Genomic DNA, 13,268 nt, shown 5'->3' with positions numbered 1-13,268 from the left:
TCATCGGGGGCCGGATGTCACACCGGCCCCAAAAGAAGATCGGAGAGAACCAGAGATGGCCCTGCAGCCCAGCCGCGACGTTTTCATCACCTGCGCCGTGACCGGCGCCGGCGACACCACCGGGCGCTCCGACAAGGTGCCGGTGACGCCGCGCCAGATCGCCGACGCCTGCATCGAGGCCGCTCAGGCCGGTGCCGCCGTGGTCCACATCCACGTGCGCAACCCGGAAACCGGCGGGCCGGCGCGCGCCCCGGCGCTCTATGCCGAGGCCGTCGGTTACATTAAGGACTCCGGCGTCGACATGGTGCTGAACCTGACCGCCGGCATGGGCGGCGACCTGACGCTGGGCAGCGTCGAGCAGCCGCTGCCGCCGTCCGGCAGCGGCACCGACATGGCCGGCGCCAGCGAGCGCCTGGACCACGTGCGCCAGATCCTGCCGGAGATCTGCACCATCGACTGCGGCACCATGAACTTCGGCGAGGGCGACTACATCATGACCAACACGCCGGCCATGCTGAAGGAGATGGCCCGGCAGGTTCAGGCGCTGGGCGTGCGCCCGGAGATCGAGGCCTTCGACACCGGCCACGTGCTGCTGGCCAAGTGGCTGAAGGACCAGGGGCTGATCGACGACCCGGTGATGATCCAGCTCTGCATGGGCATCCCCTGGGGCGCGCCGGACGACATTGCGACCCTCATGGCGATGACGGCCAACCTGCCCGACGACTGGGTGTTCTCGGCGTTCTCCATCGGCCGCAACCAGCTGCCCTACGCCGCCATGGCGGTGCTCGCCGGCGGTAACATCCGCGTCGGCCTGGAGGACAACATCTGGCTGGGCAAGGGCGTCCTGGCGACCAACGGCCAGCTCGTCGAGCGCGCGGCGACCATCGCCACGGCGATGGGCAGCCGACTCCTCGGCCCGGCCGAGGTGCGCGAGAAACTGAAGCTGCAGAAGCGCTGGTAGACCGATGAGCATCATCAAGAAGGCGGCCGCCATCGGCGGCGGCGTGATCGGCGCGGGCTGGGTCGCCCGCCTGCTGGAGAACGGCATCGACGTCGCGGTCTACGACCCGGCGCCGGAGGCCGAACGGCGCCTGCAGGCGGTGCTCGACAACGCCGAGCGCGCCTATGCCAAGCTGACCCTGGCGCCGCGCCGGTCCAAGGGCCGCCTCACCTTCGCGGCCAGCATCGCCGAGGCGGTGAGGAACGCCGAACTGATCGTCGAATCGGTTCCCGAGCGCCTGGACATCAAGCAGGCGGTCTACGCCGAAGTGGAGACCGCCGCCCTGCCGACCGCGCTCATCGCGTCCTCGACGTCCGGCATCCTGCCCAGCGATCTGCAGGCGAAGATGATGCTGCCCGAGCGTCTGCTCGTCGCTCATCCTTTTAATCCGGTCTACCTGCTGCCGCTGGTCGAGCTGGTCGGCGGTGCCAAGACGGCGCCGGTGACCATTGAGCGCGCCAAGGCGATCTACACCGCCCTCGGCATGCATCCGCTGCACATCAAGAAGGAGATCGAGGCCTTCGTGGCCGACCGGCTGCTCGAAGCGGTGTGGCGCGAGTGCCTCTGGCTGGTCACCGACGGCATCGCCACCACCGCGGAGATCGACGACGCCATCCGTTACGGATTCGGCCTGCGCTGGGCGCAGATGGGCATCTTCGAGACCTACCGCATCGCCGGCGGCGAGGCCGGCATGCGCCACTTCATGGCGCAGTTCGGCCCCTGTCTGAAGTGGCCCTGGACCAAGCTGACCAACGTGCCGGACTTCACCGACGAGCTGGTCGACCTGGTGTCCAGCCAGTCCGACGAACAGTCCGGCAAATACTCCATCCGCGAGCTGGAGCGTATCCGTGACGACAACCTCATCGCCATCCTGCAGGCGCTGAAGGTGAAGGACTGGGGCGCCGGCAAGGCGCTGGCGGCCTACGAGCGCGGTCTGGTCGACGCCGCCGGCGCCGCAGTGGCCGGGGCAGCAGACTTCGATCCCTCGCAGCCGGTCCCGACCCTCGACATGCGGGTACCGGCCGACTGGACCGACTACAACAACCACATGACCGAGAGCCGCTACCTGCAGTGTTTCGCCGACGCCAGCGACGCGCTGCTGCGGCTGATCGGCGTCGACGCCGACTACGTGACAAACGGCGGCTCCTACTTCACCGTCGAGACCCACATCCGCCACCTGGACGAGGTGGCGGCACTGGAGCCCGTGAAGGCGACCACCCAGGTCTTGGCAGCGGCGGGCAAGAAGCTGCATCTCTTCCACCGGCTCTATCACGAGGATGGGCGTCTGCTGGCAACCGGCGAGCACATGCTGATCCACGTCAGCCTGAAGACCCGCAGCGCCGCCGACCCGGCGCCGGCCATCGCCGCCAAGGCGGCTGAACTGGCGGCGGCCCACGCAAGGCTGGAACGTCCCGAAGGCACCGGCCGCGCCGTCGGCCAGGCCCGGTAGCACGAAAAGGGAGATTTCCGCGATGAACTTCGGTCTCAGCGAAGAACAGCAGATGATCGTCGACACCGTGCGCAGCTTCGTCGAGAACGAGCTCTACCCGCATGAGGCGCAGGTCGAGCGCGACCGCGCCGTGCCGCGCGAGCTGGGCCTGGAGATCGCGCGCAAGTGCCGCGACATCGGCTTCTTCGCCGCCAACATGCCGGAGGACGTCGGCGGCGGCGGTCTCGGCCATCTCGACTTCACCCTGCTGGAGCGTGAACTCGGCCGCGCCTCCATGGCGCTCACCGTGTTCTTCGGGCGGCCCTCCGGCATCCTCATGGCCTGCGAGGGCGAGCAGCGCGAGCGCTACCTGCTGCCCGCAGTGCGCGGCGACAAGTTCGACGCGCTCGCCATGTCCGAGCCCGATGCCGGCTCCGACGTGCGCGGCATGAAGTGCAGCGCACGGCCCGACGGCGACGACTGGATCGTCAACGGCAGCAAGCACTTCATCAGCCACGCCGACATCGCCGACTTCGTCATCGTCTTCATCGCCACCGGCGAGGAGGAAACCGCCGCCGGCACGAAAAAGAAGATCACCTGCTTTCTGGTCGACCGCGGCACCCCGGGCTTCGAGATCCTGAAGGGCTACAACTCGGTCTCGCACCACGGCTACCACAACTGCATCCTCAGCTTCGACAACTGCCGCCTGCCCAAGGGCCAGATCCTGGGCGAACTACACCGTGGCTTCGACATCGCCAACGACTGGCTCTACGCCACCCGCCTCACCGTCGCCACCATGGCGGTGGGCCGCGCGCGGCGCGCTTTCGACTATGCGGTCGGTTACGCCGCCGAGCGCAAGCAGTTCGGCCAGAAGATCGGCCGCTTCCAGGGCGTCTCCTTCAAGCTCGCCGACATGGTGACGGAGATCGATGCGGCGGACTGGCTGACGCTTTCCGCCGCCTGGCGCCTCGACCAGGGTCTGCCGGCGAACCGCGAGATCGCCTCTGCCAAGCTCTACGCCACCGAGATGCTGGCGCGCGTTACCGACGAGGCGATCCAGATCCACGGCGGCATGGGACTGATGGACGACCTTCCGCTGGAGCGCTTCTGGCGCGACGCCCGGGTCGAGCGCATTTGGGACGGCACCTCGGAGATCCAGCGCCACATCATCTCGCGCGAACTGCTGCGGCCGCTCGGATGCTGAGACCGCCGCGCTCCCTCGAACGCCTTTTGCGGCCCCGCACCATCGCCGTCATCGGCGGCGGCCCGGCGGCGGAGGTCGTGCGTCAATGCGATCGCATGGGCTACACCGGCGAGATCTGGCCGGTACATCCGGGTAAGGACGAAGTGGCCGGCCGCCGCGCCTACCGCTCGGTCGCTGACCTGCCCGGCGCGCCGGACGCCGCCTTCGTCGCGGTGAACAGGCACCTCACCATCGATGTGGTTCGCGAGCTTGCCGCGCGCGGGGCCGGCGGTGCCGTCTGCTACGCCTCCGGCTTCCGCGAGGCGGGCAGCGAGGACGCCGAGGGCGAGAGCCTGCAGGCGGCGTTGGTGGAGGCCGCCGGCGCCATGCCGATGATCGGCCCCAACTGCTACGGCATGATCAACTACGGCGACGGCGCCCTCTTGTGGCCCGATCAGCACGGCGGCCAGCGCCTCGCCAAGGACGCGCGCGGTGTCGCCATCGTCACGCAGTCGTCCAACATCGCCATCAACATGACCATGCAGCGCCGCGGCCTGCCGCTGGCCTACGTGATGACGGCCGGCAATCAGGCACAGACCGGCCTTTCGGAACTGGCGCTCGGACTGCTCGACGACCCGCGGGTCACCGCCTTGGGCCTGCACATCGAAGGCTTCGATTCCCTGACCGCCCTGGAGACCGTCGCCGCCAAGGCCCGCGCGCTGAAGAAGCCGGTGGTCGCCATGAAGCTCGGCCGCTCTGCACAGGCGCGCGCCGCGACGCTGTCGCACACCGCCTCGCTGGCGGGTTCCGATGCCGCCTCCGACGCCTTCCTGCGCCGCCTCGGCATCGCGCGGCTGAACTCGATCCCCGCCTTCCTGGAGACCCTGAAGCTGCTGCACGTCACCGGGCCGCTCGCGGGCTATGCCTTGTCGTCGATGAGCTGCTCGGGCGGCGAGGCCTCGGTCATGGCGGATTCCGCCGAAGGCCGGCGCGTCTTCTACCGCGCGCTGACCCCGGCACAGACCAGCGCCGCGAAGGCGACCCTCGGGCCGCTGGTGACGGTGGCCAATCCGCTCGACTATCACACCTTCATCTGGGCCGACGAGCCGGCGATGACGGCGACCTTCACCGCCATGGTCGGCGCCGGCTTCGACCTCAACCTCCTGGTGCTCGACTTTCCGCGCGGTGACCGCTGCGCCGACACCGACTGGTGGACGACCCTGCGCGCCTTCGAAGCCGCGCTGAAAGCTCACAGCGCCAAGGGCGCGGTGGTCGCCAGCCTGCCGGAGAACATCTCGGAGACACAGGCGGCGGACATTCTGGCACGCGGCCTGGTGCCGCTGGGCGGGATCGGCGAGGCGCTCGACGCGGCAGAAGCAGCCGCCGACATCGGCACCGCTTGGCGACGCGAGGCGCCGCCGCCGGTCGCGCTGGCGACGACGACCGGGGGCACGACCAAGACGCTCGACGAGGTCGCGGCCAAGGACCTGCTGGCGCGCCACGGCGTCGCCGTGCCGGCCGGCCACCGCGTCGCCAACGCCGAGGAGGCCATCGCAGCCGCAGAGGGCCTCGGCTACCCGGTGGCTTTGAAGGCCCTCGGCCTCGCCCACAAGACCGAGGCCGGCGGCGTGCACCTGAACCTCGCAGGCCCGGAGGCTTTGCGCAAAGCGGCCACGGCGCTGGCCGGCATCGGCAGCGGACTCTACGTCGAGCGCATGGTCGCCGACCCGCTCTCCGAGCTCATCGTCGGCATCACCGCCGACCCGCCCTTCGGCTTGGTGCTCACGCTGGGCAGTGGCGGCGTGCTGGTCGAGCTGCTGCGCGATACCGTCACCCTGCCGCTGCCGGCAACCCGCGCGGAGCTCGAAGCGGCCCTCGCGAACCTCAAGTCGGCCCCGCTCTTGGCCGGCTTCCGCGGCCGTGCCAAAGGCGATCTGGTGGCCGTGATCGAGACCATCGAGGCGGTGCAGCGCCTGGTATTGGCCGAGCAGGACGCCATCGTCGAACTGGAAATCAATCCCTTGATCGTGTCAGCCGAGGGCCGGGGCGCCTTCGCTGCCGACGCCCTGATCGTCAGGAAGGAGACATCCGATGCCTGATCCCGACTCCAATGTGATCCGCTGCCGCCGCGAGGGCGGCATTCTGGAGGTGACCCTCGACCGGCCCAAGGCCAACGCCATCGACCTCGCCACCAGCCGGCTGATGGGCGAGACCTTTAAGGCCTTCCGCGACAATCCGGAATTGCGCGTCGCCATTCTCACCACCGCCGGCGACAAGTTCTTCTCCGCCGGCTGGGACTTGAAGGCAGCGGCCGGCGGCGACGCGGTGGACGGCGACTACGGCGTCGGTGGCTTCGCCGGCCTGCAGGAGTTGCGCGGGCTCAACAAGCCGGTGATCGCGGCGGTGAACGGCATGGCCGTCGGCGGCGGCTTCGAGCTGGCTCTTTCCGCCGATCTCATCCTGGCAGCAGAGCACACCACCTTCGCGCTGCCGGAGATCCGCGCCGGCACCCTGGCCGACGCCGCGACGGTGAAGCTGCCCAAGCGCATGCCCTATCACATCGCCATGGACCTGCTGTTCACCGGCCGCTGGATGGATGCCCAGGAAGCGCACCGCTGGGGCCTGGTGAACGAGATCCTGCCGAAGGAAAAGCTGCTGGATCGCGTTTGGGAGATCGCCCGCCTGCTGGAGGGCGGACCGCCGCTGGTCTTCGCCGCCATCAAGGAGGTCGCGCGCGAGTCGGAGGCGCTGTCCTTCCAGGACGCCATGAACCGCATCACCAAGCGGCAGTTTCCGACGGTGGACCTGCTCTACGACAGCGAGGACCAGATGGAGGGTTTCCGCGCCTTCGCCGAGAAGCGTGACCCGAAGTGGAAGGGCCGCTAGCTACTCTTCCGTCGGCTCGAAGCGACGCCCGGCGCCGTCGTAGAACCAGTCGTCGGGATAGGGGTACCACCAGTCCTGCACCGCCGGCTCGGCATCGATGATGACCATCTTGGACTGGCGGAAGGCATCGAGCCCCTGGCGCCCGAGCTCGCGCCCCAGGCCGGACATCTTCCAGCCGCCAAAGGGCAGCGCGTCGTTGTCGATCAGCGGGTTGTTCACCCACACCATGCCCGCCTCCAGGGTCTCCGCGGCCTTCATCGCCTCGGCCAGCGAGGTGGTGAAGACCGAGGCGCCGAGGCCGAAGTCGGAAGCATTGGCGCGTTCCAGCGCCTCCTCGAAGGACGCGACTTTGCAGACGGCGGCGACCGGGCCGAAGATCTCTTCCTGCATGATCGGCATATCCGGGGTCACGCCGGTCAGGACGGTTGGCTCATAGAACCAGCCGGTGTTGAAGGCCGGCGGCACCCGCCCGCCGCAGACGGCGGTGGCGCCGGCGGCGACCGCCGCGTCGACCAGGCGGATCACCTTGTCGCGCGCGGCTGCGCTGACCAGCGGGCCGATCTCCGTTTGTCCCAGGCCTGGGCCGAGGCGCAGCTTCTTTGCCGCCTCGGCAAAACGCCCGACAAACTCGTCGTGCACCGCTTCGTGCACATAGAACCTTTCCGCCGAGGTGCAGATCTGGCCGGAGAGGTGGAAGGCGGCGGTGACGGCGCCGGGCACCGCGACGTCGAGCGGGGCGTGCGCCGAGATGATCATGGGATCGCTGCCGCCGGCCTCGATGACGCAGGGCTTCATCCGCTCGGCGCAGGCGACGGCGACCTTGCGGCCGGCTGCGACGCTGCCGGTGAAGGCGACCGCGTGAGTGCGCTTGGAGGCGATGAGGGCCTGCGCGGTCTCCGCGCCGCCGGGCAGGCAGGACACCAGGCCCGGTGCCAGCACGCGGAAGTGCTCCATGAACTTCAGGGTGCAGAGCGTCGTCGCCTCGGCCGGCTTCACGATGCAGGCATTGCCGGCGGCCAGCGACGCGGCGACGGTCCAGCACATCAAGAGGATCGGGAAATTGAACGGCATGATGTGCACCGAGACGCCGTAGGGCTCGTAACGGGAATGCTGGAAGGAGCCCGCCTGGGTGGTCCCCGCCACCTTGCCGGCCTCGTCGCGCGCCATCTCGGCGTAATAGCGGAAGATGCCGGCACAGTTCGCCAGCTCACCGGTCGCCTCGGGATAGGGCTTGCCCATCTCGCGCACCATCAGCAGCGCCACATCGTGAAAATCGCCTTGCTCGATGGAATCGGCGAGGCGGTGCAGCAGCGCCGCCCGGCTCTTGGCATCCAGGCGCTTCCAGGCCTTCTGCGCCGCGTTCGCCTCGGCCACCACCGCCGCGACATCGGAGGCATTGCAGCGCGCCGCCTGCCCGACCGTCTCCAGCGAGGCCGGGTCGATGACGGTAAAGGCCGCGCCGCTGCCCGGCGCGCGGAAGGCGTTGCCGGCGAAGAGGCAGGGTACCGCGGGATCGAAAGCGGCCATCATTGCGTGTCCGATCAGCGGATCATGTAGACCTTGCGCACGGTCTCGTGCACCCGGCAGGTGCCCTTCCATCCCTTGGGAAAAAAGGCGGCGGTGTCCGGCGTGATCTCGATCACCTCGCCTGACTCGTGCGTATAGGTGCAGCGCCCGGCGAGAAAATGGCAGAACTCGTCAGAGGTGACGTGGCAGTTCCAATATCCCGGCGTGCAGATCCAGATGCCGGATTCCGGCGACCCGCCCGGGCCCTTGTACAGCAGCTTGCCGGAGGTGCGGGACTCGCCTTCGATCATCGTCGGGATCGGTCCCCAGTCCACGGTGTCGGTGATGTCCAGCGGGTTGCGCATCACCGGGGTCGTCGTCTTGGTATCGGTCATCGTCTTCGTCCTCGTCAGCGCAGCATGTAGACGCTGCGGATCGTCTCGAATACTTCCACCGTGCCGGTCCAGTCCTCGCGGAAGTGCACCACCGTGCCGGGCGCGATGTCGATCACCTCGCCGTCGTCGCCCCGGTAAACCGCACGGCCTTCCACGAAGTGGCACATTTCGTCGCGCGGCAGGGTGAGCCGCCAGCTGCCTGGCGTGCAGATCCACAGACCCGCCTCCGGCAGGCCGTCCTCGCCCTTCCACAGCAGGCGCCCGCGGTTCATCGAGCGCCCGTCGATCGGCTCCAGGTGGCCGCCCCAGTCGGTCATCTCGCCGTTCCAGGTGGAGACGCCGTGGATGTGCGGGGCGGAGGATTTGAAATTCGCGCTCATCACACAAGCATGTAGAGGTTGCGCATGGTCTCGGTCACCTCGCATTCGCCGGTCCAGCCCTGGCGGAAGTGCACCACCGTACCCGGCGTCACCTCGATGACCTCGCCGTCGTCGGAGCGATAGGTCGCCCTTCCCGCGACAAAGTGGCAGAGTTCGTCCGCCGGCAGGCTGAGGCGCCAGCGCCCCGGCGTGCAGACCCAGAGGCCGACCTCGGGCCGCCCGCCCTCGCCCTTCCACAGCAGGCGCCCGCTGCTGCGGCTCTGTCCCGCCAGGGCATCCGGCTGGAGGCCCCAGTCAGCCAGACTCTCCGCCCACGTACGCGCACCCGGCAGGTGCGGCGCCGAGGATGCGAGGCTCGCCGGAAGATCATCCGTCGCCATCAGACGCCTTTCACCAGTTTGTCGAGCAGGCCGGCCGCCTTAGTCGGCCCATGGCGGCCCTGCATGTGGGCCGAGGTGGCGGCCAGCTTCGCCGCCATGTCCTTGTCGGTCAGCAGGCGGTTCACCGCCGCCTGCAGCTCTTCTTCGGTCCAGTTGGCGCGGTGCATGTGGAGTCCGTGCCCGGTCTCCTGCACGCGGGTCGCGTTGTCGTGGCCGTCCCACACGAAGGGCATGACGATCGCCGGCTTGCCGAAGTAGAGGCACTCGTTGAAGGAGTTGTTGCCGCCGTGGTGGATCGCCGCGTCGACCTGCTTGATGACGGAAGGCTGTGGAAACCAGCTCTCGATGTGGACGTTGGCCGGCAGATCGCCGTACTGGTCCTTGTAGTCGCCGACGTTCATCAGGACGCGCAGGGGCATCTTGCCCAGCGCGGCGACGAGGCGCTTCAACTGGCCGACGTCGCCGGACCCAAGGCTGCCGAAACTGACGTAGACCAGCGGCTTGTCGTTGTAGCCGCCGAAGTCCGGAATGTCGTAGGGCTTCTCTTCGCGGACGCAGCCTTCCAGATACTGGAACCGTGCCGGATCCAGCGGGTTGCGCCGCTTGAACTTCACCGGCTCCGGATAGAGCAGCAGGTTGAGGAAGGGCGAGGCCTCGAAGAACTCGCCCAGCTCATAGGGTTCCTCGCCGCAGTCCTTCAGGAAGGCGTTGAACTTGTCGTGGCAAGGCTTCACGACCTGCTTGAACCTGGCGTCGAACTTTTCGAAGCATGCGTGGTCGTTTTCGCCGCAGCCGGAAAGGTGCGGCGGGATATCGGGGTCGACGATCTCGTTCTCCGAGCAGGAGATGACGCGCACCCAGGCCTTGCCGTTTTCCCGCGCATAGCGCTTGATCGCCGGAAAAAGAATCACGTTGTCGACGCAGATGACGTCCGGCTTCACCTTGGCGAGCACGCCGGGCAGATCCTTCTCCGCCCAGATCGCCGTCTCGACGATGGCTTCCCAGCAGTCCTTTACGTAGGTGTCGAGCTGCTCGTAGGGCGTCTTGTTGAAGTTAGGGATATGACCGTTGATGAAATCGGACCAGTACTTCGCCATCTCCTCCGGCGGCATCGGCTCCGACATGTTCACCATGTGCTCGTCGAAGTCGTAACCGGCGTAGACGCCGGCCATGCCGGGGTCGGTGAGGAACACCGCCTTGTGGCCCAGCTTCTCGCAGGCCTGCGCGATCCCGACCGAATTGAGGGCCGGGCCGAATGCCGCCTCGGGGAAAAATGCGATGGTCTTCTTGTCGCTCATCTCGCTGCCTCGCTGTTCTGCTCTGCTTGTCTCATCGGTCTTCAGACCGCCAGGATGCGGGTGTGCGCCGCGTCCCAGCAGCACCAGACATCCAGGCCCGGACGCCAATCGCCGCCCTCCGCCTCGCCCGCCGGCAGGCGCACCAGCACCCGCTCGTTTCCTTCTTCGCCCGCGCCCTCGACCGCCAGATGCACGTTGAGGTCCTGGCCGTGGTAGGCAATGTCGACGATGCGGCCTGCTACGGCGTTTTCGGTGCCCTGCGGCCGCGCCGTCGCCAGGCGTAGCCGCTCCGGACGCACGGCGGCAACGGCCGCGCCGTTGGCCGAAGCCGCCTCCGCTGCCGTTCCCGCCAGAACACCACCACCGAAAGCGACGCCCTGCGAGGTGCGCGCTCCGGCAAAGAAGTTCATTTTGCCGATGAAGCCGGCGACGAAGCGACTGGTGGGAAACTCGTAGAGCTCGCGCGGGCTGCCGACCTGCATGGTTCTGCCGTCCCGCAGCACGGCGATGCGGTCGGCCATGACCAGCGCCTCCTCCTGATCGTGGGTCACGATCACGAAAGTGATGCCGATCTCATGCTGCATGCGTTTCAACTCAAGCTGCATCTGCTCACGCAGCTTCTTGTCGAGGGCGCCCAGAGGTTCGTCGAGCAGCAGCACGCGCGGGCGCTTCACCAGCGCGCGGGCCAGCGCCACGCGCTGGCGCTGGCCGCCGGAAAGGCTGTCGGGCTTGCGCCCGCCATAGGCCGCCAGCTCGGTCATCTCCAGCATCGCGCCGACGCGGCGTTTGATTTCATCCCGCCCGCAGCCATCCATCTCCAGTCCGTAAGCGATGTTCTGCGCCACCGTCATGTGCGGGAAGAGCGCGTATGACTGGAACATCAGGTTGACCGGGCGGCGGCTGGGCCGCACCGCCGTCATGTCCTGGCCGTCCAGCAGGATGCGGCCCTCATCGGGGCGCGCGAAGCCGGCGATCATGCGCAAGAGCGTGGTCTTGCCGCAGCCGGAAGGGCCCAGCAGCGCGAAGAACTCGTTTTCCGCCAGGTTCAGATCGACCGCATCGACCGCGATCACTTCGCCGAAGCGCTTGGTGAGACCCTGGATGGCGATGACGGTGCGGGCGTCAGTCTTCATACGCCGACCGCCCCCCTGTTCACGCGCTGCGCCAGCAGCACAAGGGTGAAGCTGACAAGCATGATCACCGTCGCCAAGGCATTGATCTCCGGCGTAACGCCGAAGCGGATCATGGAATAGATCTGCATCGGCAGCGTGGTGGACGACTGCCCCGCGCCCGCCGTGAAGTAGGCGATGATGAACTCGTCGACCGAGAGGGTGAAGGCCAGCATCGCACCGGCCAGCACGCCGGGAAAGATCATCGGCAGGATGATGCGTCGGAAAGTGGTGATCTCCGAGGCGCCGAGGTCGACCGAGGCCTCGAAGACCGCCCAGTCGAACTGCCGCAGGCGCGTGCGCACCACGGCGCAGACGAAGGCGATGTTGAAGACCACGTGGCTGAGGATGATCGAGTGCAGACCCAGCGTGAAATCGAGCAGCGTGAAGAACGACAGGAGGGCGATGGCCAGCACGATATCGGGAATGATCATCGGCGCGAAGAGCACCGCCTCCAGCGCCGCGCTGCGGCGGCGGTATTCCATGCCGATGGCCAGCAGCGCGCCCAGCAGCGTCGCCAGCAGCGTGGAGATCACGGCGACGATGAGGGTGTTGAGGGCGGCGTTGAGAATCGCCTTGTTGTCCAGAAGCGCGCCATACCATTCGACCGAGAACCCGCTCCACGCCGTCGGCAGGCCGGCGCGGTTGAAGCTCAACACCATGAGCACCGCGATCGGCAGGTAGAGAAAGAGGTAGACCAGGCGCAGGTGCGCGCCGAGCCAGAGTTTCGTGAGGCTAGGCATGCGCGGCACCACCCTCCCCTTGCGCCTTGCGCACCAGCAGCGCCTGGGAAAACAACAGCACCATCATGACGCCGATGAGCAGGAAGCTGAGGGTTGCGCCGAAAGGCCAGTCCCGCGCCGTCAGGAACTGGTCGTAGATGATGTTGCCGACCATCTGCAGGCGGCCGCCGCCCAGGAGGTCCGGAGTGATGAAGTTGCCGATGGAGAGCACGAAGACGAAGACCGCGCCGGCGGCGACGCCCGGCAACGTCAGCGGCAGGGTGACGCGCCAGAAAGTGCGCGGCGCGGAGGCACCGAGATCCTCCGAAGCTTCCAGCACCTCCGGATTGAGACGGCTGATGGAGGCGTAGATCGCCAGCACCACGAAGGGCAGGTAGTTGTAGACCAGGCCCGTCACGATGGCGAACTCGTTGTAGAGCAGCGGCAGCGGCGCCTCGATCAGGCCGAGGGAGCCGAGGCCCTTGTTGATGAGGCCCTCGCGGTTCAGCAACACGATCCAGGCATAGGTGCGGATCAGGTAGTTGCTCCAGAACGGCAGCATGACCAGCACCAGGTAGGCGGTCTGCCGCCGCGCCGGTGCGCGGGCGATGGCGTAGGCCGCCGGATAGCCGAGCAGCAGGGCGATGAGGGTGGCGAGCCCGGCGATCTTCGCCGAGGTGAGGAAGATCGAGAGGTAGAGCGGATCGACGGCGCGGGAGAAGTTCTCCAGGGTGAAGAGATAGTCGATGCCGCCGTAGACGCCGCGCTCGAAGAAGGCGAAGACGAAGACGATGCCGCAAGGCACGACGAGGAACAGCGCCAGCCAGGTAAGGCCGGGACCGAGCAGCAGCCAGTCTCTGAGGAGAGAGCGGGGCATCGTTATTCCCGGAAGGATGCCGCCGCCGCTCCCGGGGTCACCG

General features: G+C 67.7%; 13 protein-coding genes. 5 read left to right on the top strand and 8 right to left on the bottom strand.

Going from position 1 to position 13,268, the window contains the following annotated elements:
• Window positions 1-55: 55 nt before the first annotated feature.
• The 5 genes from WDC82_RS08255 to WDC82_RS08235 are packed head-to-tail and all read left to right on the top strand — an operon-like array spanning window position 56 to window position 6,498.
• Complete coding sequence (locus tag WDC82_RS08255) at window positions 56-961, top strand: 3-keto-5-aminohexanoate cleavage protein (protein ID WP_340116780.1); 906 nt, start codon at window positions 56-58, stop codon at window positions 959-961.
• Window positions 962-965: 4 nt separating this feature from the next.
• Window positions 966-2,450: a carnitine 3-dehydrogenase gene (locus WDC82_RS08250; RefSeq protein ID WP_340116779.1), complete on the top strand. Its 1,485-nt coding sequence runs from the start codon at window positions 966-968 to the stop codon at window positions 2,448-2,450.
• Window positions 2,451-2,472: 22 nt separating this feature from the next.
• Window positions 2,473-3,633: an acyl-CoA dehydrogenase family protein gene (locus WDC82_RS08245; protein ID WP_340116778.1), complete on the top strand. Its 1,161-nt coding sequence runs from the start codon at window positions 2,473-2,475 to the stop codon at window positions 3,631-3,633.
• On the top strand, window positions 3,627-5,711 hold the full coding sequence (locus tag WDC82_RS08240; protein WP_340116777.1) for an acetate--CoA ligase family protein: 2,085 nt from the start codon (window positions 3,627-3,629) through the stop codon (window positions 5,709-5,711). The genes WDC82_RS08245 and WDC82_RS08240 overlap by 7 nt, the downstream gene beginning before the upstream one ends.
• Window positions 5,704-6,498: a carnitinyl-CoA dehydratase gene (locus tag WDC82_RS08235; protein ID WP_340116776.1), complete on the top strand. Its 795-nt coding sequence runs from the start codon at window positions 5,704-5,706 to the stop codon at window positions 6,496-6,498. Before WDC82_RS08240 ends, WDC82_RS08235 begins: the two co-directional genes overlap by 8 nt.
• On the opposite strand, the gene WDC82_RS08230 is transcribed toward WDC82_RS08235, so the two are convergent.
• The 8 genes from WDC82_RS08230 to WDC82_RS08195 are packed head-to-tail and all read right to left on the bottom strand — an operon-like array spanning window position 6,499 to window position 13,225.
• The gene (locus WDC82_RS08230; protein WP_340116775.1) at window positions 6,499-8,025 is read right to left on the bottom strand and encodes an aldehyde dehydrogenase family protein; all 1,527 of its coding nucleotides are present in this window, start codon (window positions 8,023-8,025) and stop codon (window positions 6,499-6,501) included.
• A 14-nt stretch (window positions 8,026-8,039) separates the two neighbouring features.
• Window positions 8,040-8,399 carry a cupin domain-containing protein gene (locus WDC82_RS08225; RefSeq protein WP_340116774.1) on the bottom strand — a complete coding sequence of 120 codons (360 nt, stop codon included), beginning with the start codon at window positions 8,397-8,399 and terminating at the stop codon, window positions 8,040-8,042.
• A 14-nt stretch (window positions 8,400-8,413) separates the two neighbouring features.
• Entirely contained in the window at window positions 8,414-8,779 is a 366-nt protein-coding gene (locus WDC82_RS08220; protein ID WP_340116773.1) for a cupin domain-containing protein, read from the bottom strand.
• Window positions 8,779-9,159 carry a cupin domain-containing protein gene (locus tag WDC82_RS08215; RefSeq protein ID WP_340116772.1) on the bottom strand — a complete coding sequence of 127 codons (381 nt, stop codon included), beginning with the start codon at window positions 9,157-9,159 and terminating at the stop codon, window positions 8,779-8,781. The genes WDC82_RS08220 and WDC82_RS08215 overlap by 1 nt, the downstream gene beginning before the upstream one ends.
• The gene (locus WDC82_RS08210; RefSeq protein WP_340116771.1) at window positions 9,159-10,457 is read right to left on the bottom strand and encodes a glycosyltransferase; all 1,299 of its coding nucleotides are present in this window, start codon (window positions 10,455-10,457) and stop codon (window positions 9,159-9,161) included. Before WDC82_RS08210 ends, WDC82_RS08215 begins: the two co-directional genes overlap by 1 nt.
• Before the next feature lie 41 nt (window positions 10,458-10,498).
• Window positions 10,499-11,590 carry an ABC transporter ATP-binding protein gene (locus WDC82_RS08205; protein ID WP_340116770.1) on the bottom strand — a complete coding sequence of 364 codons (1,092 nt, stop codon included), beginning with the start codon at window positions 11,588-11,590 and terminating at the stop codon, window positions 10,499-10,501.
• Window positions 11,587-12,369 carry an ABC transporter permease gene (locus tag WDC82_RS08200; protein WP_340116769.1) on the bottom strand — a complete coding sequence of 261 codons (783 nt, stop codon included), beginning with the start codon at window positions 12,367-12,369 and terminating at the stop codon, window positions 11,587-11,589. Before WDC82_RS08200 ends, WDC82_RS08205 begins: the two co-directional genes overlap by 4 nt.
• Window positions 12,362-13,225, bottom strand: a complete 864-nt coding sequence (locus tag WDC82_RS08195) for an ABC transporter permease (RefSeq protein WP_340116768.1) — start codon at window positions 13,223-13,225, stop codon at window positions 12,362-12,364. The genes WDC82_RS08200 and WDC82_RS08195 overlap by 8 nt, the downstream gene beginning before the upstream one ends.
• Window positions 13,226-13,268: the final 43 nt, after the last annotated feature.

The sequence above is a fragment of the Pelagibius sp. 7325 genome (assembly GCF_037652055.1).
Taxonomy (GTDB): Bacteria; Pseudomonadota; Alphaproteobacteria; order Kiloniellales; family Kiloniellaceae; genus Pelagibius.
The sequence above is the reverse complement of the archived record's forward strand: the minus strand, read 5'-3'. Positions and strand labels throughout refer to the sequence as shown.